Here is a 22421-nt window from a genome sequence, read left to right on the forward strand (position 1 = left end):
TGCGGGCGCGCTTGAATCTCTCTTTTAGTATGGAAAGGTGACTACTGCCGTATTGAGTGCTGCTTGCTTGGGAGGTGTTTGTTTTAAAGACATAAAGCGTTTGATGTAAACCAGGGAGGCAGCACTCATGAATGATCAGCAAATACAGATATTCACCAGCGAAGATGGGCAATCACACCTCGAGGTAACGCTGGAACAAGATACCGTTTGGTTAAGCCAGGCGCAGATGGCTGAACTGTTTAACACCAAGCGCCCTGCAATCACCAAACATTTAAGTAATATTTATAAGAGTGGAGAGCTGAGTGAAGACAGCACATGTTCCATTTTGGAACATGTGGCTGAGCATGGGCAGCGATACCGCACCAAACACTACAACCTTGATGCCATTATTTCTGTTGGTTATCGGGTTAGTTCGAAGCGTGCCACTCATTTCCGAAAGTGGGCAACTCAAGTATTAAAAGAACATTTGGTACAAGGCTATACCTTAAACCAACGCCGCCTAACCGAGCGTGGCATAGAGTTTGAGCAGGCGGTGAGTTTGCTCAGCCGAACCCTGACCAATCAAGGCTTGGTTTCAACCGAAGGCGAAGCGGTTGCCCGTGTGATTAGCGATTACGCCCGCTCCTGGAGTTTGCTACAGGGCTACGATGAGCAGCAGTTGGCGGAAGTGGGCATCAAACAGCCAGGTATGCAGCCTTTAGGGGTGGAAGAGGCACTTCAGGCCATCGGTGAGTTGAAACAGACCCTGATTGGCAAGGGGGAGGCCACCGAGCTATTCGGTCAGTTGCGGGGTGACGGTCTGACGTCCGCCCTGGCCACCATTGAGCAAGGCTTTGGGGATGAGCTTTTTTACCCTAACGTCGCCACTCGCGCCGCGCACCTGCTTTACTTTGTGATCAAGAATCACCCTCTGGCCGATGGCAACAAACGCTGCGGCTCGTTTCTATTCTTGTGGTACCTGCGCCGCAACGCCGCGTTGCTGGCAAAGCCAGTAGAGCAACTGATTAATGACAATACCCTAGTGGCCCTGGCTCTATTGGTGGCGGAAAGCCTACCGGATCAGAAAACGTTGATGATTCGGCTGATCGAACATTTCATCTTGTTGCGATAGCTGTACCCCTCGCTGGCGACCGCAGGGGCTTTGCCCATTAAGCCTCTTCTATTCCATCCACTAGAAAAACGCGATAGTCAGCACCCTGGAAACGGTGTTTGCGGGCTTCCTGATAGGCGGGGCTTTCGTACCAGGCGCGGGCGGCGGTCATGTCGGGGAAGCGTAGAATCACCGCACCTTCCATGGCGCTTCCTTCTAGTACCTCAAAATCACCATAAAAGGCCAGCGGCTGTGGGTCGTGGCCTTCGCGGGCAGCTTTGGCCTTTTCGCTGTAGCGCTTCATTTCTTCGTTGTCGTGAGTGTGTTCACGGGTTAGTACGATGTAGGCGGGCATTCGGCTCTCCTCGTTGGTATTAAATGCGCTATGCAATCATACCTGTTGTTGGTTGGGCGCTGTCCACTTACTCTCAAACCCCTGCTCTCATAACCTTACTCTCGAACCCCAGCTCCTAAAGCCCCATTAGCAAGCCACCAACCTATTCGATTGCCTTGATAGCAACTGTCGGTATCATATTGTGGGTGTTGTCCATCATTACGCCCCTTTACCGCGAGCTTCTATGACCCAATCTAAAACGCCGTTCATTGTGGTGCTGAGCTTGGCATTGACCATGATGCTGGGCCCGTTTTCCATGGATACGTACCTGCCAGCTTTTCCGGTTATTGGCGAATCGCTGGGAGTTTCTCAGCAGGCGGTGTCGCTGAGCGTTTCAGTGTATGTCTTCGCGATGGCGTTTGGTCAGTTAATCGGCGGTGCGCTTTCAGACCGCTTCGGGCGCCAGCGGGTGTTGATGAGCGGCCTGGCGATTTTTGCGCTTTCAAGCATTGTCATTGGTATGGCGGATTCTCTGAACACGCTGCTCGTCGGGCGGGCAGTTCAGGCTCTTGGCGCCGGTTTTACTCTGGTATCTGTGCCGGCGCTGGTGCGCGACCGGGTGGCGGGCCGCGACGCCGCGAAACTGTTTTCGATGATGGGCTTTATCATGGTGCTGGCGCCTGGCATTGCGCCGAGCGTGGGTAGCGCGATTCTGGCGCTGGGTTCCTGGCACTATATCTTTTTCGCTTTGGCGGTATACGCGGTGCTTCTAGTGCCGTTGTTGGCGCGGGTGCTTTTTACCGGTACGGGCAAGGTGTCTCGAGCGAAAAGCCCTAAGATGAGCCTGATGGCGCGTTACAAAATGGTACTGTCGACAAAGCCGGCCCTTCCGTTCATCGTTTGGCAGGCTGCCTCATTTTCTACTCTGATGATGTTTATCACCTATGCATCATTTATCTATCAGGGGCATTTCGGTAAATCTCCATCAGCCTTTTCAATGCTGTTTGCGGCGAATATCGTCGCGATGCTTATCTTCAATATTCTCAATCGAGTGTTGCTTTCCAGGCTATCGTCACTGCGTATCCTGCAGCTGGCAACGGGCTGTCAGGGTGTTGGAATACTGTTATTGGTGGTGGCTGCCTTTATGGAGTGGCCGCTGTACGCCTTCCTGCCCGCCATGATGCTGACCATCGGTGCGGTAGGGGCGATCTCGCCGAATATTCAGGCCTGCTTTTTGGAGTACTTTCCCACCAGTGGCGGAACGGCCGCAGCGCTTTTGGGCGCCGCTCAGTTCGGTGTTGCCGGGCTGCTGAGCGCACTGTCTGCCATGTTGCCGCATACGCTTGAAGCGGTCATCCTGGCCATGGCCGCCTGTGGCTCGGTGGCATACCTGATGCTTGCCCGTTCTATCATCAAAGGGCGGGCCGCTGTTGAGACGAACTGAGCCAGACGGTACGCACTTGCCAAAAGCCACGTGTTATCCAAAACATAATGATCCATGACGTTAGAAAAGGCTGGCTGTAATGAATATTGATCTTTACCAGGTAGATGCGTTTGCCTCTAAACCGTTTGAAGGTAACCCTGCGGCGGTTTGCCCGCTGGAAACATGGTTGGATGATGCGTTGTTGCAGGCGATAGCCACGGAGAACAACCTCTCTGAAACCGCCTTTTTTGTGCCGACTGAGTCTGGCTATCACCTGCGCTGGTTTACCCCTTCAGTGGAAGTGGATTTGTGTGGTCATGCCACGCTGGCGGCGGCGTGGGTGATTTTTAATGTGCTGGGCGATAGCGCTGAAACACTGCAGTTCGAGACCCGCAGTGGGCAGCTTTTAGTACAGCGTGACGGTAACGAGCTGGCGATGGATTTTCCCGCAAAGGTAGTCGAACCCTTGGCGATGGAAGCTGAGGTAAAGGCAGGGTTAGGGATTAATGAGATCGAAGCGCTGCTGATATCGGACGATATCGTGGTGGTAGTTAACGATGTGCAGTTGATTGAATCTCTAGCACCGGACATGCAGCAATTGAAGCGCCTTCCTGGGCGCGGCATTGTCGTTACTGCGAAAGGCAGCGATGTAGACTTTGTCTCCCGTTGGTTCGGCCCCAAAGTCGGTGTGGAAGAAGATCCCGTTACTGGCTCGGCGCATACCTCGCTTGCGCCTTACTGGGCGAAAAAACTGGGTAAACAGCAGCTTACTGCACGCCAGGGTGGTGCCCGCAAAGGTGCGCTGAGCTGCGAGATAGAAGGCGACCGCGTGATTATCAAAGGCCGCGTTGCGCCTTACTTGAAAGGGGTAATTACGCTGCCATCGCAGTGACGTTGCAAGGCTGTCGGTAACCAATAAAGTCATCTGTGTACTGATTCTATTGGCAGCGCTGACAGCAATTCTGGAGACGGAACCAACGCTGCGGATGTTTCTATTTTAGCGGCGGCGTTTAGCAGCGCCGTAGACATGAATCGTTAATACTTTAAGTCCGCTCCTTTTCGCCACCTCGCCCACACTTAATGCTCTTTCCCTAGAGTCTATGCGCTGATCCACTATTTCTCTTGACCTCAAGTTAACCTGAGGTTTTACAGTAAGCGCCGATTCTTATTTAGCAATGGCCGATAAAGGGTGGGCAGTGGGTATGCACAATAGCAATTCGAGATCAATACCGTTGGTAAGAACGATCCTGCTGATCATTCTGATTGGGCTCAACCTGCGGCCATCCATGGCGGCTATTGGGCCGCTGGTTGAGGCAATCCGTCACGATGTAAGCCTTTCATTTACACAGTTGTCGCTTTTAACCACGTTGCCGGTACTAGCGATGGGGCTGGGGTGTTTTGCTAGCGCATTGCTCGCAAAGCGGATCGGCTTTAACAGCGTGATTACTCTGGCGCTTGTGTCGATTGCTTTATCGGACGCGTTGCATTGGTTTGGCTTCGGGTATACAGGCTTATGGGTAGCCGCGCTGGGTGCCGGCATTGGCATAGCGTTTATCCAGGCCGCACTTCCTGCGGTGATAAAACAGGCGGCAGGCGAGAAAACCCCAATGGTGATGGGGTTCTACATTGCCTCCATTATGGGGGGCGCGGCTCTCGCCTCTGCCATTACCCCTGTAGTGAGTGATTATATTGGCTGGCAGAACGCCTTGGCGTTATGGGGGCTTTTAGCACTTGCAGGGCTCGTTGGCTGGGTGATGCGCAGGCAAGTACTGCCAGCCCCTAGTCAAAACAACAGCGTTAGCATCGCTTTTTCAGCGATGGCGCGGCAGCCTCGGTTTTGGTCGTTGGCGATTTTCTTTGGTTTAGGCACGGCGGGTTACACCTGCCTTCTTGCTTGGATTCCGCCCACCTTTATCCATTTAGGTTGGTCTGAAACGCAAGCGGGGCTGGCGCTTAGTTGGCTAACGGCCATCGAAGTGATGGCTGGCCTAACGTTTCCGATACTGGCTCAACAAATGAAAGACCGTCGCCCGGTGTTATTGCTGGTACTTCTGTTGTCGGTGGCGGGCTTTTTGCTTCTTGGGCTAATGCCTAAAACAATGGCTTGGTTAGCAACCGCACTTCTGGGGTTAGGAATCGGTGGCCTTTTTCCCTTAAGCTTGATCATCACTATGGATCACTCAGACGATCCCGTGCTGGCTGGTCAGCTTACTGCTTGGGTACAGGGCATCGGCTATCTGATTGCCTCTTTAGCACCTATCGCGGCGGGGTTGATAAAAGACTTGCTGGGAGGGTTTGAGCAGGCATGGCTGATGTTTGGGGTGATTTTTATTGGACTGATAGTGATGAGCCTACGTTTTGATCAATCTAAAGCGCCCCAGCAGCTACGCTTTAGTTAGCGAAAAGGGCTTCTAGGCAATCTAGGTTGAAAAGACAAAACGCTAGTGCACACGGTTCGTTAGCGTTCTATTTAATCCATCCAATGCCAGGGCGGTTCGTCCAACCATCCCTGGCCGAGGATAACAGTCTCGCCAAACTCTTTATTCAGAGCAATCGCGTTACAGGCAGCCTCTTTTTCCAAAGTGGCCACCAAGCGTGGCGCGTGGGAAACCACCCACACTTGGGTTGCCTGCGATGCGCGGATGATCAGACGCCCTAGGGCAGGCAGCAGATCCGGATGCAAGCTGGTTTCCGGCTCGTTTAACACTAATAGGGAGGGCGGACGAGGGGTGAGCAGCGCCGCCACCAGCAGTAGATAGCGAAGCGTTCCGTCGGATAATTCCGACTGGTTTAACGGGCGTAGCAGCCCTTCCTGAAGGAATTGTAATAGGAAGCGGTTACCGGCGTCGGCTGCAAAATTGATGGTTGCACCGGGAAAGGCATCTTCAATCGCCTCGTACAGCGCTTCTCTGTCGCCAGTCTCGTGGATGGTTCGTAATGCGGCCACTAGGCTGTGGCCATCGTGATCCAGCACCGGGGTGTGAGTACCAATCTGTGGTGTGCGGATAATAGATTGCGAATCGGTTCGGAACTGATCATAGAAGCGCCAACTACGAATGGCTTGCCGGACCGCATGAACCTCAGGCACGGCGATCGGGTCACTGATTTCGTTCAAAATACTTTCGTAGCTATTGAGATGGGCGTCGTAAACCTGCCATTTGCTGCCAACACGCACTTTAACCACTGATCCGACTCGGTCGATCAGGCAACTGCTGGGGCGGCAGACGTCGCCAGCCCAGATACACTCGCGCTTTATCTCGGGGTCGAACTGGAACATGGAAGGGTCCCCGTAGCCAGCAAACCCCTGCGGCGCGGGCATTCCCAGTGAAATGGCGTAACCAAAGTCTTCACCCACAAAACCCAGCCTAAGGCGGGGATTGTTTCTCTTGGCGGAGCCTTCAATGGGCGCAGTGCCATCTTTCATGCTTTTGGTGAGTTTTTCCGGGCCAGCCCAGAAGGTGTAATCAAGCCCGCCTTCCTGGGCAATCGATGAGATCAGATTGCCTTTAGCCGTCTCTGCCAGTAGCCGCAGCGATTTATACAGGTTGGATTTTCCACACCCATTGGGCCCGGTAACCACATTAAGGCCTGTTAGGGGGGAGACAACGTTTTTCAGACTGCGATAGTTGGATACGGCAAAGGCGTTAATCATAGGCTCTGAGATCCGCGATAAAAAAGTTTATCTGGCTGTCTTTTCCGGAGGGGGCAGCATACGCACACAAGCATCTGCCACTTGGTGTGCAAAGCGTGCACGGTCGTTAGCCTTGGCTGCAATGATATCGTCTGTGGCGCCATGCACCCCTGAATAAATAAGCAGGGCCACTACCCTTGGTTGCTCCACTCGCCAGGTGCCCGCCAATTGTCCACCTTCAATGATGTCTAGCAGTTGATCAAGAAGGGCGTTCCTGGCTTGGTTGGAACGATCATGATGGTGATGATTGGTGTAGACGATGTCGTGCGTTCGGTATGTTTGTGCATACACTTCGACGCTGACTTCAATCCATGTTCTCAATCGCTGCAGCCAATCGTGGTCTGGGCAGGCATCCAGGGCTTTCTGGAGGCGCGCTAGAAAGTCAGCCGTGTACCGTTCACCCAACGCAACCAGCATGTCGTTCTTGGATGAGAAGTAGTGATAGAACGTGCCTTTGGCAACTTGGGCTTCCTTAACAATTTCGTTGATTGTTGTGGCTTCAACGCCTTTGGCCAGGAAGAGCTTTTCGGCGGCAGTCATCAACTCATTTAGGCGAATTTCAGCCGGTTTGGTTCTTGGCACTTTAGCGGCCTGCGGCGTTGGCTTCGTTGTCTTATGATCCATTATGTCGATTTTTAACTCTTGGTTGGCTTCAACATCCCTCAGAAAATACGACCTAGTTTAGGCGAGCTAAGGCTCAGAGCATAGGCGATCGATACAGTATAATATATTGACCGACGGTCGGTCGATTTGTATGCTTAAGCAAAGAGCACGCAATTTTCTATCTCACCGTAAGGAACTGTCATGCAGCCTTCTCGCCGCTACGGCGCATTGTGCGCTGTTTGTCTTGGAAGCTTTATTGCCACACTTGATATCAGCATCGTCAACGTGGCACTCCCTACCATGCAGACGGCATTACGCACCGATATCGTAGGGCTGCAGTGGGTAGTCAACGCGTATGCGATCTGCCTATCTGGGTTCATGCTGTCTGCGGGTCCAATAGCGGATAGGTATGGTCAAAAGCGCGCTTGGCTCAGTGGTGTCATCCTGTTCACGCTGGGCTCGGTACTGTGCGGCTGGGCGCCGTCATTGCCCGTGTTGCTGGTGGGTAGGGCCATCCAGGGAACTGCAGGCGCTTTCCTGATCTGTGGTGCTATGCCTATTCTTACCTCTGCCTTTCCCAATCCAAAGGAGCGTTCGCACGTAATCGGTGCTTGGTCAGCCTCCAACGCCTTGGCGCTAATCCTGGGGCCGTTATGCGGGGGGCTATTGCTGCATCATTTTGGCTGGCAGAGCATTTTTTTGATTAATCTTCCTCTGGGTATATTGGTCGTGGTGCTAGGCATGTACGGCATTACCGAGCGTAAGTATCCCGAACACGCTGCACGTGATCCGTTGGGCCAAGTTCTCAGTGTGGTAGCCCTGGGCGCATTGGCTTTTGGCATGATTGAGGCAGGCGAAAATATCAAAATGGGGGGCATTGCATTGATGGTCGCCGCGATCAGCTTTGTACTGTTCTCGGTGGTAGAAAGTCGAGTAGAGCGGCCTTTACTGCCGATAGCACTACTGCAGGGGCGCGCTTTTTTAGTGGCGAATTTTGCCTCGTTCATATTGGGATTCTCTTACTACAGCAGCCTGTTCTTTTTCTCGATTTTTCTCCAGCAGATTCAGCATTGGTCGCCTGTTGAGGCTGGCTGGCGCATGATGCCGCAATTTGTCATGACGCTGTGTGTTTCTCTGCTATTCGGAAGATTAAATAAGCTGATTCCTCTACGGCGGTTAACGGCAGTAGGATACGGCTTCGCTGGGCTTGCTTTGCTATTAATGGCAACGGCCACGGCACAAACACCTTACTGGATTGTAGGTGTATGGTTTGCGTTACTCGGTATCGGGGTGGGGCTGGCAGTTCCTGCCACGAGCATTGCCGTGATGAGCCTGGCATCGGCCGAACTATCGGGAGCCGCCTCTGCAACAATGAATGCACTCCGCCAAGCTGGTATGACAATTGGTATTGCGCTGCTTGGTACATTAATGAGTGAGCGGGCGATTGATGTTTTTGCCTCTGCCGTAGCTGAGAGAGGAGTTGAGCAAGGAGTGGGTAGTGTGGAGCAGATTGCGCGTGAGGCTATTACTCAGCACGTATTCCCCAACACCTCAATCGCTCTTCAAGACCTTTTTACCCGCGCGATGGAAAGTGGCTTTCATTTGGCAATGTTGTTGGCAGGGCTCGCCTGTTTTGGCGTACTAAGCTTGCTGCTCATGGGTAATATTCATGCAGGCCAACGATATAGCCCTAGTTCCAGTCCATAGATGACATTGTAACTTCTTCTAGGCGTGTTAATCGCTGTCTCAAGGTGAAAACTACTCTGTCAGGCCGTATTGCTACCCGCTAATGGGAATTAGCAGGATTGTCGGTAGGGATAAAGGTCGCAGGCTCTGCCACTGGAGGTAGCTGCTTGTTTTCCAGAGTTGCCAAGGCAATCTTGTAGCAATCCTCAATATGGCTGTTGCCCATGTACTTCATGGCGGTAAAGCTAATAGTGCCTGCCACGGCGCTGCCAATAAAGGGAACAAACTTAGTAACCCCTTTGGCGGCGACTTTAACGCCCATCTTATTCAGCAGCATTATGATTAACTTCTTGGTGATGTATTTTCCGGCTAACTTGCTTCCCGTATTGGAAATGGCGGTCATCACAAAGAGTTTGGTTTCGGTATCTAGGCTTTCGATTTGTTCAGGCGACAACCCAAACTGAGCGTTAATTTTGGGAATTATGCGCATCAAGATAGCAACGTCAGAGCCGATATCCAGCCCAGGTATGGGAATGATAGCGGTGCCCGCCGAAATCCCTGCGCTTTTGGTCACCATCGAATAGCATGACTTTTTAATGGCATCGAGTTGTTCCCTTGTCTCAATCATGCGGTGTTCCTTTTTTACGATACTGAACTGCGATATTGCAGGGGGCAGTCTTTACGCCGTCACTTCTCCGCATCCCCGCTCGGTGCAGGTGGGTTGGTGGTCATACAGCGTTTGAATGATCTGACAGTTAGCCGCCTTGCCGCCTCGGCATTGGTGAACCACTTGGCGCAGTTCGCCTGCCAGTGCTTGTAAGGCAGCGATGCGTTCTTCCAGGTGTTGTAGATGGCGGCTGGCGATGTCATCGGCGGCGGTGCAGTCGGTGTCGGGGTTGTCGGAAAGTGCTAACAACTCCTGGATACTGTGCAGATCTAACCCCAGGCTACGGCCATGGCGAATAAAGCCAATGCGTTCTAATGCCGCTTGATCATAAGACCGGTAGCCTTGCTCTCCCCGCTGTGGCGGTGCCAGTAATCCCAGCTTTTCATAATGGCGAATGCTTTCCGGCGAGCATCCGGTTCGGCTGGCAACTTCCCCGATACGATAGTAGCGTTTCATTGGCTTGACCCTGTAACGATTACAGGGTTTAGGCTAGTCGTTATTCTCTTGACTAACAAGCAGGTAACCGACGATGAGTTTGATCAATGAGCTGTTGAGTATTGCGTTAAGCGCCGCACCTTGGCTGCTGCTGGGGTTGGTGATTGCGGGATTAATTAAGGCTTTAATGCCGGAACACTTATTACAGCGTTGGATGGGTGGCCGCGGGCTGGGTAGCATTACCCGGGCGGCGGTGATTGGTATGCCGTTGCCGCTGTGTTCGTGTGGGGCGATTCCCACCGCGCTGGCGTTGCATCGGGGTGGGGCGGGCCGTGGGCCAACCACGTCTTTCCTGATTAGCACACCTGGCGTTGGGGTGGATTCAATGCTCATCACCAGTGTGCTGTTAGGCCCCTTAATGGCGCTGGCGCGAGTGTTGGGAGCCTTGGTAACTGCGATAGTGACGGGCATTTTAGTGGGCTTTACCGGCCAAGCAGCGCTGCCGAAAAGCACCCCTGTTAGCAGTTGCTGTGCATCAAAAGGCTGTGACGCTGACAGCGCTAACGCACATGCCACTGAGTTGACGGGGGTAATTGCAGGATTGAAGTATGCCTTCAGTGATTTATTGGATGACATCAGTAGCTGGATGTTTGCCGGTTTATTGTTGGCGGGGGTGCTGGTTACCTTTGTGCCGCCAGAAACTCTGGTAGGTTTTTCGGGTGGTTTGTTGGCGCTAATCCTTATGGCGGTCATCGGCATTCCCTTGTATATCTGTGCTACTGCAGCCACCCCCGTTGCTGCTGGTTTACTATTGGCGGGCATTTCACCGGGAATGGCGTTAGTCTTTCTGCTTGCTGGTCCTGTAACGAGCCTAGCCACCCTGGCTATTCTGCGGCGTGAGTTTGGAAACCAAGCGTTAGCGGTTTATCTCGTCAGCATTCTGCTGGTGACGGTGTTGATCGGCTGGGTGTTTGATAAAGGGCTAGCAATGACGGGATGGGATCCGGTTCAGCAGGCCAGCCAAGTTCAGGAGCTGCTACCTGCATCTGTCGAGTGGTTGGCTTTAGGCGCATTAGTCCTGTTCTCTATTCGTCCTATACGTAAGCGGTTGTTGGGGTTTTAGATCGCTGCATTCACTAATAAGTTTTTTGAAGAAATGATCATAAATAGAGCTGAGCTTTACCGGCAGTTAGCCTTAGAAACGCACCTGCGGCAGGGGTTGTCGACCATTAATAGAGTCATCTGCGTGCTGATTTTGCTGGCATCGCTGGTGGCTATTTTGGAAACGGAGCCAATGCTGCGGGCGCTTTCACCACGCCTTTTTCCTACCTTAGAAACTGTGTTTGTGGTGATCTTTATCGGTGAGTATTTATTGCGTCTGTATGTTGTCGGTGAAGATCCTCGTTACCGCGGGATAAAAGGCCGGTTGCGCTATGTGTTTTCGTTTTGGGCCATGGTGGATTTACTGGCGATTTTGCCTTACTTCCTGGGGTTTATGGTTCAAAACAACGGCTTCTTACTACGCATGTTGCGTTTGGGGTTAATGCTGCGGCTAACCCGTTTAGGTAGATTCAGCCAGGCTTGGGCTGCACTGGCAGAGGCGCTGAAGTCTCGTTCTCATGAGCTGTGGCTGAGTGCGGGTTTGGCGATGCTATTGCTGCTACTTTCCTCTTTCTGTCTTTATTTGGCGGAAGCCTCAGCCCAACCGGGTGCTTTTGGCAGCGTGCCCCGTGTGCTGTGGTGGAGTGTTACTACGCTGACGACGGTAGGGTATGGCGATATGGTTCCTATCACTGGGTTAGGTAAGTTTTTTGCGGGATTGACGGCGGTGGCGGGCATCGGGATTATCGCGATGCCCACGGGGATTTTAGCGGCGGCATTAAGTGATGCGTTTCAGAAAAATCGCTAGTCTCAGGTGGGAAGTCAACCGCTGAGGCCTGTTGGGTGTTATTCCCACGACTAGAGGGGCGTTATGTCGTGGGAGACGTGTTACTAAAACATCCAGGTCGCGCCTAGTAATGGGCCACTCATCGACACATCAACGCGGGTGCCGTTTTCATCGCGGTCTACTGCCAAGTGCCGAAAGCCTGCTGAAAGGTGAAAAGCATCATTTACCTGGTAATTCGCGGTGGCGACCGCTTGCCATGTGCTACTGGCACCTATGCCGAAGCCGCCCCCATCAACATGTACTAACGTTGACCACTTAGGTGTCCACGTTGAACGCAGTCGGGCAGCTAAAAGCGGATCGACCCAGCGTTCAGTGTGACTGGCACTAACGCCTAAGGCGGGCACGCTCACGTCAGCTTCTATTCGCCAAGCCCGTGCACCCGCTAATAGATCTAGGTATTGGGTCGGGGTGTTGAGCACTTGATAGCCTGCTGCTGCAGTTATCGAACGCTGACGTAGGTTGCCTTCTATCGCAACGCCGGGTAGCAGCGTGCTCTCATGGCTCAGTGATGCCCAGGTAACATCTCCAAACAATACCCAGCGGTCTTTACGGGCGCTGCCGGCCATAAAAAAAGCACCTTCTAGGTCACTCAATACATCACTAAAAGAGCGTGAGGTGCTGATAGTCGGGGCGTTGGAGAGTGGCCGCACGTCGCCAGCCAGCCCTACCATCCACACATAGGGGGTTAGCTGGAAACGCCAAGAGTCATCTTGTGCGTGGGTATTGGCAGCGAAGCCAGCAGCCAAAAAGCCAACTGAGGCAATAAGTAAGCGGGCGTTGGGCATCATCATTGTCCTTATGAGAGTGTCCTAATGAGGGTGTCTTTATGTTAGCCGTGCCGTTTAACTTTTACCGACATATGTTCACCGACTCAAGCGGTAGCGCAACTTTGGCAGTGTGCGAGCGACGGGCGGCAAACGGGTTGCCATGACTAACGTGGCAATGGCGGCATACATGGCCCACTCTTGCATGTCGGCGCGCACCACCCAAAAGAAGTGCAGCAGTACTAGCCCTAAAATAACGTAGGCAAATTTGTGTAACGGCTTCCAGCGTTTGCCTAAACGGCGCATTGACCAGCGGTTAGAGGTAGCACCCAATACGGCAAGGCCGATCAGTGCGATCATGCCGACAATGATGTAGGGCCGTTTGACCAGCTCGCTACCCAACAGTGCCCAGTTAAGCCCTAGAATAAACAGCGCGTAGCTGAGCATGTGCAGGGTGGCGTAGGCGAGTGTCCATAGACCAAGCTGACGACGGATCAATGCAAAGCCTTTCCAGCGGGTGAGCTTGGTGAGCGGCGTAAGGCTTAGCGTGAGGAGTAGCATCCATAGCCCGCCAATGCCGATGTTCAGCAGCAGGTAATTGCCTGGTTCGGGGCCTGCGGCGTTAATCGCTACCTGCCAGCCCCAGAACACCAGCGGCGCGAGCGCCGCCAGGAAAACGCCTATCCGCCACAGTAACCATACCCGTGGCGCAGCCATTAGTAGTGCTTCCTTAAATCCATACCAGCATATAGCTCGGCAACCTCGTCGGCATAGCCGTTGAACATCTGGGTATCAATGGTATTAGCGTTGAACAGGCTGTTGGGAAGCCGCCGCTCGGTGGCTTGGCTCCAGCGTGGGTGGTCAACTTGTGGGTTAACGTTGGCGTAGAAACCATACTCATCGGCGGCGATTCGTTGCCAGGAGTTGACCGGCTGCTCTTCCACCAGTGAGATACGCACAATCGATTTAATGCTTTTGAAGCCATACTTCCAGGGCACCACCAGCCGCAAGGGTGCGCCGTTTTGGTTGGGCAGTTCACGGCCATACATGCCCATGGCGAGCAGTGTTAGCGGGTTCATAGCCTCGTCTAGGCGTAAACCTTCCACGTAAGGCCAGTCGATTATTGAGAACGAAGAGCGCTGGCCACGCATTTGTTCTGGGTCCACCAGGGTTTCAAAGCGCACGTACTTGGCTTTGCTAGTGGGGTCGGCACGTCGAATCACCTCCGCAAGGGGGATGCCAAGCCAGGGAATGACCATCGACCACGCCTCTACGCAGCGCAGTCGGTAAATGCGCTCTTCAAACTGCGAGGGCTTGGCGAAGTCTTCTAGGGCAAAGCGCCCGCCGTTATTTACTTCACCATCGACCACCACGCTCCAGGGCTGGGTTTCCAGGCTGCCTGCATGGCGGGCGGGGTCGCGTTTATCGGTGCCAAACTCAAAAAAGTTGTTGTAGCCGCTGGCATCGTCAAAGGGGGCGATTTTATCTTTATCAGGGTCGCTGGGGGTGATGGCTCGCCATTGGGTGTCGCTGATTTTTTCCTTCAGCCAGGCTGGGGCATCGCCTTCCGGCACATCAGAATAATCTTCGTTGGCGCGGACGTGGCCGGAGAGGGCAAGCCCCGCGCCTAGGCCCGCCATGCCGCCCATAAAGCGCCGTCGGGAGAGGTAAATAGATTCCGGTGTTACATCGGATTCGTGTAAATCACTCGGTTTGGCAATCTTTATAAGCATGTGGTGTCTCCACTCGCTACGGGGAAAGGGTGATAAATACTGTGACCAGTTTGCATGAGAGTTATCACAACCAACTCCCTAGGTTATTACGTATTTATAACGTTGGAGGGCGAGGGGGCGGTGGGTAACCGTATGCAGAACGATGCTCCGCCACTGGTTAGGTTTTCGACACCGATATCACCGCCCTGAAGCGTCATGATTCTGCGCGCAATAGCCAGCCCTAGCCCAGCATGGCCAGCGCCACTAGAGGTTTCGCCACGATAAAACGGGTCAAATATATGCGGCAGGTCCTGTTCCGCAATACCTGGGCCGCTGTCTTGTATGCAAACCTGTGGTTCTCCATTCGTTTGACTAAGCACAACGTTGATGTGGCCGCCAGCGGGACTGTAGGCAATGGCGTTGCTGATTAGGTTGTCCAGCACGCGTTCGGTCATCGCTAGGTCGGCATACGCGGTTGGTAATGCTGGGTTGCCACTTAACGTTAGCGCCAAGTGGCTGTCGCGTGCAGCTTGGTCGTGTTTCTGCACCACGTCATGGACCAGCTCCGCTAGCGGGAAGGGTTCTGGCACGGGCTGTTTCTCTCTTGCCTCAAGTGCAGCAAGCTCGAAGAGCTCATCCACTAAGCGGCTTAACCGACGGCCCTCTTTGAGTGCAATGTCGAGAAAGCGATCCTGTTCTTGGGGGCTGAGACGATCACGCCTTAATTTCAGGCTTTCGATATAGCCTTGCATGGAGGCTAGTGGAGTACGCAGATCGTGGGATACCTGGGCGATCAAACGACGGCGCTGGGCATCTTTTTCTGTCAGTTGTTCGATCTGGGTGGCAATTCGATGGGCCATGTCGTCAAAGGTAGCGTCCAGATAATCGATCTCATCGCGCACCACAGACTGTTTGTCGTGCCATCTGTTGTCGAGTTGGGGCTGGCTCATGTCGCTGTTCTCGAACGCTTCTACTCGGCGTGTTAATGATCTCAGGCGGCGGGTAAGCAGGCGAAAAATGGTTAGCCCTGCGAGCATCGCCACGGTTAGGCTGACCAGCAACGCCCAGGCGCTCATTTCCAGTAGTTTGCCACCACGGGCCATGGTTTCCGCTGCGTCGTACTCTTCACCCCGCAATACCACATAAAGGTACCCTTCGGGGTTGTCTGCTGTTGGCACCGGGGTAACGGAAAAGACTTTCTGCCGATCGTGACTGCGGGGGTCATCGCCAAGTATCGGATAAAGGCTCATGTCATCCATCAGCCTGCGTATAGGAGCCATCGAGACTTGCTTGCGTTTAATCTTCGCTGGGTCTGCTGAATAAGACAGAATGGTGCCATCCAGTCCTAGCAGGTAGATCTCGATGCTGGGATTAATGGCCATGTAGAGTGCGAACAGTTCTTCTAGAGCGCTACTATCCAGTTGTCCGTTGCTGACCAGATTTCTGTCTGATACTAGATTTTTGGCCAGATTCTGGTGTAACGCCTGATTGACCGAAGCGTTGTATTCACGCAGCGAATAGAGGCTGATGAAGGTATATAGCAGGCCGACGGCGAGCAATAACAGAAACAAGCCAAAGGCTAGCCGAGTATAGAGTGTTTTCAGCATAACTTATTCGCGGAAGCGATAGCCCACCCCCCAAACGGTTTGGATAAAGGCCGGGTCAGCGGGATCTGCTTCGATCTTGCCCCGTAAGCGGTTGATATGGGTATTGACGGTATGCTCATAACCTTCGTGGCTGTAGCCCCACACGGTATCAAGCAGTTGGGCACGGCTAAATACTCGCCCGGGATGCGTGGCAAAATGCCAAAGCAGGTCAAATTCCCTAGCGGTGAGTTCGACAGGCTGATCTTTTATAAATACGCGCCGACGTAGCGGGTCGATGCGCAGCCCGTCCGTGATTAATTCTTGCTGGCTGGGTTGCGTGACGGTGGCAGATGCCATGGCATCTACGCGTCGGAATAAGGCTTTCACCCTTGCCGATAGTTCAGCCACACTGAAGGGCTTAGTGAGGTAATCATCCGCCCCCATTTCCAGGCCCAGCACTCGATCCAGCTCAGTGCTTTTAGCGGTAAGCATCAGTACCGGAACGTAACCTGGGCCGGAGCGGATTTCGCGGCAAATTGACAGCCCGTCTAAGCCGGGCAGCATCAGGTCGAGAACTACAAGGTCGATGCCCCCTTCACGAAAACGTTCAAGCCCGGTATCACCCCGCTCACAAAGAATAGGGTTCATGCCAAGCTCGGCCACATGCATGCGGACGAGCTCACCGATACCCGGGTTATCCTCAATAATCAGTACGTTTCGTGTCATAGGTCGTCGCATTATCTTCTTTTGTGCTTTTGCCTTATGGCTCTAGGCGCTTGGATGCTCGTGATATTTTCCTACTCATTGGTCGGAAGATTCGAGACTATCTTCGATGTACACCATTACGGGGGTGTCACGGGGTGATATAGAGTGTATCGCGCAAAGTTCACAAATGTGTCACGGGGACTCTAACGATAGGGCGATGTCTGCATTAACGCCTCCCCTTATTTCAATAAGTGTGTTTCAGCAAGGAGAGCGCCCATGGCTACTACACGCCGTAAACTCATGTCGTTAATCGAGCAGGGAGTGATACCTCCTGAACAAGTGCCGTTAGCGTTTAAAGTGGCGGGACTACACCCGTCGCCCCACGCCTGGGCGCTGTTGATTGACCGGCTGCTGCTGTGGCTGGGTGGCCTGGCACTGGCCTGCGCGGTGCTGTTCTTCGTGGCTTTCAATTGGTCGGACATGGGCCGCCTGCCGCGCTTTGCGTTAGTGCAGGCCGCGCTGGTGTTGTCGGCAGGCATTGCGGTATGGGGTAGCGCGAGCGTGATGCTTTTTCGCGTAGCGTTAACTGCGGCGTTTCTGTTGATAGGCGTACTACTGGCGCTGGTGGGACAGGTTTACCAAACTGGCGCAGACCCATGGCAGCTGTTTTTCCTCTGGTCTCTGCTCACTTTGCCGTTGGTATGGGTAGCACGCTTTGATGCACTTTGGGTAGCGTGGATAGGGCTTTTGAACCTATCCGTGTGGCTGTATAGCAGCACCTGGGGCGGTATTTTAGGCAGCGTGTTCTTTACTGATAACGCCGGTTTATGGTGGCTGGTGCTTATCAACTTAGCGGCTCAAGTCGTCTGGGAGTGGGGCGCGCAGCGCCGAGGTTGGCCGGGGCGTTGGGCAATTTGTTTGTTGGCGCTGGGTAGCGGCGTGCCGCTAACACTACTAATGATGGCGTGGGTGAGTGGGGAAACGCATGCGTTGACACCGATTGTGGCGGTTTACCCCGTGTGGTTGGCAGTGCTGTATGGCGTTTATCGTCAGTGGCGGCTTGAGCTATTTATGTTGGCAGGGGGCTGCGTCTCGATGATTGCGGTGGTCACATTGCTGCTTGCACGCTATGTACTATGGGAAGGTCAGTGGAATGAAGGCAGCTTGCTGTTGCTGGCAGGCGCTGTCTTTGCCATGGGGGCGGCAGCGGTGACGTGGTTGAAACGCTTAAACGCTGAGGGCGCACCATGAACCAGCCGATGAATACGTTAAAGCAGCGATTAACTCAGGCGGGCATTGCGCTAAATGAGCCTTCATCAACAGCGCCGCTGGAATCACCTTGGTTCGTGCGGGTTCTGCAGGCGTTTTCCGGCTGGTTAGCTGCGCTGTTTTTGTTGGGCTTTATTGCCACGGCAGTGGTATTTGTACTGGAAAGCTCAGTGGCTTCTCTTGTTGTAGGCAGCCTGTTGATTGGCGGGGCATTTGCACTACTACGCGCAGCGCGAAGCGATGTGTTGGAGCACATGGCGCTGGCGTTTAGTTTAGCTGGGCAATTATTAGTGGCCTGGCCAGCGGTCGAAATGTGGGGTATTTCCGCAAGCCTATGGTGGGTACTGCTGGCGCTACAGTGCGCGCTGGCGCTGATCATGCCGAGCCAGGTTCACCGTAGTATGTCGGCGTTTTTAGCAAGCCTAGCGTTAACGATGGCGCTGGCAGTCAATGGACTGGCACCGGTGGCGATTGGTTTGGTGGTGCTGGTGCTTACACTGCTCTGGTTGAATGAATGTCGTTGGCCAGGGCGCATAGGGGCGGTTCAGGCATGGGGAGCTGGCCTGTTAGTAGGGTTATTGGTGCTTCAAGGGCAGGCATACTCTAACCAGCTTGCTTGGCTTTACGATTCAGGGGCTCAGTGGTTTGGCCCATGGCTCGCCAGTTGGCTGAGCACTGCTTTGGTGGCGTTGGCCTTAGTGTGCGTTATCCTTCAGGCATTTCGTCAGCATTCTCAGCCTGCCATTGCGCAACGCTTGGCGATTTACGGCGCAGTCGCGCTAGTGGCGGTGGTATCAGTTTATATGCCGGGGCTTGGCGCCGGGGTTACCTTACTACTGCTCGGATTTACGATTGGCCATCGGGTGCTGATGGGAAGCGGTATTTTGTTACTACTGATGGCGGCTAGCAGTTACTACTACTGGCTGGACGTGACGCTGTTGATGAAATCACTCATGTTGCTGGCAATGGGGGCGTTACTGTTATCCATTCGCTGGTTATTGAAGCGTTGGTGGCTAAACCAGTGGCTAACAGTGCATAAGCCCGCGCCGCTAGGAGATGCCAATGAGCAGTAACGTGAAGCGACACCGCTGGATAGTGATTGCCGCCACTGTCGTTGTGCTAGCGGTGGTTAACTGGACTATTTGGCAGAAAGAGCATCATCTGGCCGAAGGTGAGATTGTTTATTTGGAGCTTGCCCCGGTTGATCCGCGCTCGTTAATGCAGGGCGACTACATGGCGCTAAACTTTGCGTTGGCTAACCGTATTCGCATGCAGCGCGCAATGGATCGCCACGAAGAGGCGGGTGGAAATGCCATGCAAACGGCAGCCAATGACAGCGTGGTGGTTCGTTTGGATGACGCATCAATCGCACACTTCCAGCGCTTGGATGATGGCACGCCGCTAGGTGACGACGAAAGGCGTTTACGTTATCGGCTGCGCAATGGGGACGTGCGCTTTGCTACGGATGCGTTTTTCTTTCAGGAAGGACACGCCGAGCGTTTTGAGCCCGCCCGCTACGGCCAGTTCCGAGTCAACGAGCACGGCGAGCTACTGCTAGTGGCGCTATACGATGAATCGCTAAACCGCTTGGGAGAGATGGAAAGGTGATGCGTTGCATCAGTGTTCAATACCCATTGCCGCATAGCGCTCGGCTAAGAAATCAAGCAGCGCCCTTACTGAGGGAAGTAAACCGCGGCGAGAGGGGTAAACAGCGTGGATGACTTCCCGTCGAGGCTCCCACTCGGGCAATACCGATATAAGTGCCTTTGATGTTAGTGAATCCTCCAGCATTAGTCTTGGTAATTGAACGATGCCAACACCCGCCAATGCGGCTCTATAAAGTGCGGTCATATCAGTGGTAATAAACCGTGGAGAATGTTCAATTCGGCGCTCTTCACCGTCGCGCTGAAGGTGCCAAACGTGAGCTTCCTCCGGCCTTGTCCTGCTTAAACTGGGCAGTTTGCAAAGGTCGTCAGGTGTTGATGGCATGCCGTGCTGTTCAATCAGTGTTGGGCTTGCTACCAAGCATTGCCCGCGATCCGATAGTACCTTCAGAATAAGCTCGCTATCTTCCAATGGAAGAGGGCGGGCTCGGAGCGCAATATCAAAGCCTTCAACAAAAGGGTCTATACGGCGGTTAGTTCCTTCCAGGTGTACCTGGACCTCTGGATAGAGCACCATGAAATCCGCCAATATTGCACTCACGTGAAAGCTCAATAGCCCCGTAGGGCAACTGATACGGATAGTACCGCAGGGCACTTGTTGGGTTTCTTCGATGAACTGCTGGGCCGCTTCAGCTTCCACTAACATGGCTTTGCAGTGCTGGTAGTAGCGTTGGCCAATATCAGTGAGAGTTAAGTGGCGGGTCGAACGGTGCATCAAGCGCACGTTAAGCTGATTTTCTAATTCTCCCACCCGTCTGCTTAATTTTGATTTAGCAATACCCAAGGCACGGCCCGCCGGAGAAAAACCTCCATGGTCGACTACCTTCACAAAATAATAAAGATCATTCAGATTAGGGGGCGTCATGTGTTCTCCCTCTGTTCTCCCTATGCAACGCTGTGTCTTAATTTCCCATCTAATCATCAAGTAAGCGAACTACTAAACTCTTTATGGCATGCGCAACAGCTGTTGGATCTTTGTTTTCCAAAAGCCCACTCAAGCTAATAGATAAAGGAGTATGTCATGGCTAACCCCTATGTTCGTCTCGATAAAGATAACGCCGCCGTTCTTTTAGTAGATCATCAAACTGGGCTGTTGTCCTTAGTTCGTGATATTGACCCTGATCGGTTCAAAAATAACGTACTGGCGCTTGCGGACTTGGCGAAATACTTTGGTCTGCCAACGATTCTTACCACAAGCTTCGAAGATGGGCCTAATGGGCCGCTGGTGCCTGAATTAAAAGAGATGTTTCCAGAGGCGCCTTACATAGCACGCCCTGGACAAATTAATGCCTGGGATAACGAAGATTTTGTAAAGGCGGTTAAGGCGACTGGTAAGAAACAGCTGATTATTGCAGGCGTGGTGACAGAAGTGTGTGTGGCTTTCCCGGCACTTTCCGCACTTGAAGAAGAGTTTGATGTGTTCGTGATCACCGATGCATCGGGTACCTTTAACGAACTTACCCGCGATGCTGCTTGGGACCGTATGTCCGGCGCTGGTGCCCAGTTAATGACCTGGTTTGGTGCTGTCTGCGAACTTCATCGTGATTGGAGAAATGATATTGAAGGCCTAGGGGCGCTCTTCTCTAATCATATCCCCGACTATCGCAACTTAATGAATAGCTACAGTACTTTGACAAAGGGCTCTGACTAAGGACTCTGACAAAGAACTCTGACAAAGAACTCTGACAAGAAGTAAACCGTGTTTTGACCGGAAGTGAGTGAGCTTCCGGTTTTTTTAATACTTTTGAGCTATTTATTAAAGGTAAGTGATTGGCTAGACGGTAGCTTTGTAAAAATAAATAGCTTTGTGAAATAGAAACTATCGATGATGCCATTGCTCCGTTGTCCATTGTATATGGAGGAAATTCCTATGAGCTGGATGCCCGATATTGAGCCTAAATGTCCTTCCGCAGGCAACCTACACGATATTGAAACACTGATCGTACCTCGTGCACACGACCTAGGTGGCTTTGAGGTACGACGTGCGCTTCCCGCGCCTAAGCGCCAGATGGTTGGCCCGTTTATTTTTTTCGATCAGATGGGGCCCGCTGAATTTCTTAGAGAGGATGGTATCGATGTTCGTCCTCATCCCCATATTGGACTTGCAACGGTCACTTACTTGTACCAGGGAGAGTTCCAGCATCGTGACAGTCTGGGGACTAATCAGATGATTCATCCTGGGGCGGTTAATTGGATGGTTGCTGGTAATGGCGTGACCCATTCCGAGCGTACTAGCCCCGCTACACGTCAGAATAAGCACTCCCTGTTTGGTATTCAGACGTGGGTGGCACTGCCTGAAGCATACGAAGATAAACCCGCCAGCTTTGCGCATCATGGGCAGGAGACATTGCCGCTGCTTAAAGGTGAGGGTAAAGAGATTCGCTTGATTCTTGGTACGGCATGGGGTGAACAGGCGCCTGTACAGACCTTTTCGGAGATGTTCTATGCGGATGCGGTACTCCAACCCGGCGCTAAGCTTCCTTTGCCCGATGGTCACGAAGATCGTGGCCTCTATGTAACGTCGGGTAGCGTTAGTATTGCAGGGGATACATTCGATGCGGGACAAATGATGGTTTTCCGTCCGGGTGATCCCATCACCGTAACCGCGGGCGAAAGCGGAGCTCGGCTAATGCTGCTCGGCGGCGAAACGCTCAATGGGCCACGCTATATCTCTTGGAACTTCGTGGCATCTTCCCGGGAAAAATTAGCGGCTGCTAAGCAGGCGTGGATGGAAGGTGACTTCGAGCATGGGCGATTTAAATTGCCGCCGGGGGACGATGAAGAATTCATTCCCTTTCCAGGCCAGCAGCGTAATTAATTCGTAGTGGAAGGGCTGGCTATTAA

At 53.1% G+C, this 22421-nt stretch carries 23 protein-coding genes; 12 read left to right on the plus strand and 11 right to left on the minus strand.

What is annotated here, in order from left to right; all coding sequences use genetic code 11:
* Positions 1-127: 127 nt before the first annotated feature.
* Positions 128-1111 (plus strand): RhuM family protein, encoded by a 984-nt coding sequence (gene rhuM / locus ACN06F_RS03780; protein ID WP_433924676.1) that lies wholly within the window; start codon positions 128-130, stop codon positions 1109-1111.
* Positions 1112-1148: 37 nt separating this feature from the next.
* On the opposite strand, the gene ACN06F_RS03785 is transcribed toward rhuM, so the two are convergent.
* Positions 1149-1445, minus strand: a complete 297-nt coding sequence (locus ACN06F_RS03785) for a DUF1330 domain-containing protein (protein WP_038481820.1) — start codon at positions 1443-1445, stop codon at positions 1149-1151.
* Positions 1446-1668: 223 nt separating this feature from the next.
* On the opposite strand from ACN06F_RS03785, the gene ACN06F_RS03790 reads away from it, so the two are divergent.
* From ACN06F_RS03790 to ACN06F_RS03800, 3 genes are all read left to right on the plus strand, one after another.
* Positions 1669-2868 carry a multidrug effflux MFS transporter gene (locus tag ACN06F_RS03790; protein WP_433924677.1) on the plus strand — a complete coding sequence of 400 codons (1200 nt, stop codon included), beginning with the start codon at positions 1669-1671 and terminating at the stop codon, positions 2866-2868.
* Between the two features lie 79 nt (positions 2869-2947).
* Positions 2948-3739: a PhzF family phenazine biosynthesis protein gene (locus ACN06F_RS03795; RefSeq protein WP_038481826.1), complete on the plus strand. Its 792-nt coding sequence runs from the start codon at positions 2948-2950 to the stop codon at positions 3737-3739.
* 310 nt (positions 3740-4049) lie between these two features.
* Positions 4050-5246 (plus strand): MFS transporter, encoded by a 1197-nt coding sequence (locus tag ACN06F_RS03800; RefSeq protein WP_433924678.1) that lies wholly within the window; start codon positions 4050-4052, stop codon positions 5244-5246.
* A gap of 71 nt (positions 5247-5317) precedes the next feature.
* Here the strand turns inward: ACN06F_RS03800 and ACN06F_RS03805 are convergent, their stop codons facing one another.
* Both ACN06F_RS03805 and ACN06F_RS03810 read right to left on the minus strand, forming a co-directional pair.
* Complete coding sequence (locus ACN06F_RS03805; protein WP_433924679.1) at positions 5318-6499, minus strand: AAA family ATPase; 1182 nt, start codon at positions 6497-6499, stop codon at positions 5318-5320.
* Positions 6500-6526: 27 nt separating this feature from the next.
* Positions 6527-7162, minus strand: coding sequence for a TetR/AcrR family transcriptional regulator (locus ACN06F_RS03810; RefSeq protein WP_433924680.1), 636 nt, complete (start codon positions 7160-7162; stop codon positions 6527-6529).
* A 180-nt stretch (positions 7163-7342) separates the two neighbouring features.
* Here ACN06F_RS03810 and ACN06F_RS03815 point away from each other — a divergent pair, with 180 nt between their 5' ends.
* A complete protein-coding gene (locus tag ACN06F_RS03815) occupies positions 7343-8848 on the plus strand; it encodes an MFS transporter (RefSeq protein WP_433924681.1) in 1506 nt (501 codons plus the stop codon).
* Positions 8849-8927: 79 nt separating this feature from the next.
* On the opposite strand, the gene ACN06F_RS03820 is transcribed toward ACN06F_RS03815, so the two are convergent.
* Together ACN06F_RS03820 and ACN06F_RS03825 are read right to left on the minus strand one after the other, a co-directional pair.
* Positions 8928-9455, minus strand: coding sequence for a hypothetical protein (locus ACN06F_RS03820; protein ID WP_433924682.1), 528 nt, complete (start codon positions 9453-9455; stop codon positions 8928-8930).
* Between the two features lie 51 nt (positions 9456-9506).
* Positions 9507-9950: a MerR family transcriptional regulator gene (locus ACN06F_RS03825; RefSeq protein ID WP_433924683.1), complete on the minus strand. Its 444-nt coding sequence runs from the start codon at positions 9948-9950 to the stop codon at positions 9507-9509.
* A gap of 73 nt (positions 9951-10023) precedes the next feature.
* Here ACN06F_RS03825 and ACN06F_RS03830 point away from each other — a divergent pair, with 73 nt between their 5' ends.
* Together ACN06F_RS03830 and ACN06F_RS03835 are read left to right on the plus strand one after the other, a co-directional pair.
* On the plus strand, positions 10024-11052 hold the full coding sequence (locus ACN06F_RS03830; protein ID WP_433924684.1) for an SO_0444 family Cu/Zn efflux transporter: 1029 nt from the start codon (positions 10024-10026) through the stop codon (positions 11050-11052).
* 33 nt (positions 11053-11085) lie between these two features.
* The gene (locus tag ACN06F_RS03835; RefSeq protein ID WP_120385648.1) at positions 11086-11838 is read left to right on the plus strand and encodes a potassium channel family protein; all 753 of its coding nucleotides are present in this window, start codon (positions 11086-11088) and stop codon (positions 11836-11838) included.
* 83 nt (positions 11839-11921) lie between these two features.
* Here ACN06F_RS03835 and ACN06F_RS03840 read toward each other — a convergent pair whose 3' ends face one another.
* The 5 genes from ACN06F_RS03840 to ACN06F_RS03860 all read right to left on the minus strand — a co-directional run bounded on the left by ACN06F_RS03840 (position 11922) and on the right by ACN06F_RS03860 (position 16665).
* Positions 11922-12662, minus strand: coding sequence for a hypothetical protein (locus ACN06F_RS03840; protein WP_198348563.1), 741 nt, complete (start codon positions 12660-12662; stop codon positions 11922-11924).
* Between the two features lie 78 nt (positions 12663-12740).
* The gene (gene msrQ, locus ACN06F_RS03845) at positions 12741-13358 is read right to left on the minus strand and encodes a protein-methionine-sulfoxide reductase heme-binding subunit MsrQ (protein ID WP_038481844.1); all 618 of its coding nucleotides are present in this window, start codon (positions 13356-13358) and stop codon (positions 12741-12743) included.
* Positions 13358-14374: a protein-methionine-sulfoxide reductase catalytic subunit MsrP gene (gene msrP, locus ACN06F_RS03850; protein WP_095602608.1), complete on the minus strand. Its 1017-nt coding sequence runs from the start codon at positions 14372-14374 to the stop codon at positions 13358-13360. Before msrP ends, msrQ begins: the two co-directional genes overlap by 1 nt.
* An 86-nt stretch (positions 14375-14460) precedes the next feature.
* Positions 14461-15960, minus strand: a complete 1500-nt coding sequence (locus ACN06F_RS03855) for a sensor histidine kinase (RefSeq protein ID WP_198348562.1) — start codon at positions 15958-15960, stop codon at positions 14461-14463.
* A gap of 3 nt (positions 15961-15963) precedes the next feature.
* The gene (locus ACN06F_RS03860) at positions 15964-16665 is read right to left on the minus strand and encodes a response regulator transcription factor (protein ID WP_198348561.1); all 702 of its coding nucleotides are present in this window, start codon (positions 16663-16665) and stop codon (positions 15964-15966) included.
* A 255-nt stretch (positions 16666-16920) separates the two neighbouring features.
* Here ACN06F_RS03860 and ACN06F_RS03865 point away from each other — a divergent pair, with 255 nt between their 5' ends.
* The 3 genes from ACN06F_RS03865 to ACN06F_RS03875 are packed head-to-tail and all read left to right on the plus strand — an operon-like array spanning position 16921 to position 19521.
* Positions 16921-17895, plus strand: a complete 975-nt coding sequence (locus ACN06F_RS03865; RefSeq protein WP_433924685.1) for a DUF2157 domain-containing protein — start codon at positions 16921-16923, stop codon at positions 17893-17895.
* Positions 17892-18986, plus strand: a complete 1095-nt coding sequence (locus ACN06F_RS03870) for a DUF4401 domain-containing protein (RefSeq protein ID WP_253486935.1) — start codon at positions 17892-17894, stop codon at positions 18984-18986. Before ACN06F_RS03865 ends, ACN06F_RS03870 begins: the two co-directional genes overlap by 4 nt.
* Complete coding sequence (locus ACN06F_RS03875) at positions 18976-19521, plus strand: GDYXXLXY domain-containing protein (protein WP_051626418.1); 546 nt, start codon at positions 18976-18978, stop codon at positions 19519-19521. Before ACN06F_RS03870 ends, ACN06F_RS03875 begins: the two co-directional genes overlap by 11 nt.
* Positions 19522-19530: 9 nt before the next feature.
* Here the strand turns inward: ACN06F_RS03875 and ACN06F_RS03880 are convergent, their stop codons facing one another.
* The gene (locus tag ACN06F_RS03880) at positions 19531-20442 is read right to left on the minus strand and encodes a LysR family transcriptional regulator (RefSeq protein ID WP_038481861.1); all 912 of its coding nucleotides are present in this window, start codon (positions 20440-20442) and stop codon (positions 19531-19533) included.
* Positions 20443-20598: 156 nt separating this feature from the next.
* On the opposite strand from ACN06F_RS03880, the gene ycaC reads away from it, so the two are divergent.
* Positions 20599-21228 carry an isochorismate family cysteine hydrolase YcaC gene (ycaC, locus tag ACN06F_RS03885; RefSeq protein WP_433924686.1) on the plus strand — a complete coding sequence of 210 codons (630 nt, stop codon included), beginning with the start codon at positions 20599-20601 and terminating at the stop codon, positions 21226-21228.
* 219 nt (positions 21229-21447) lie between these two features.
* Positions 21448-22395, plus strand: a complete 948-nt coding sequence (locus ACN06F_RS03890; protein ID WP_198348556.1) for a pirin family protein — start codon at positions 21448-21450, stop codon at positions 22393-22395.
* Positions 22396-22421: the final 26 nt, after the last annotated feature.

It is taken from the genome of Vreelandella sp. 21 (assembly GCF_050995515.1).
Classification (GTDB): Bacteria; Pseudomonadota; Gammaproteobacteria; order Pseudomonadales; family Halomonadaceae; genus Vreelandella; species Vreelandella alkaliphila.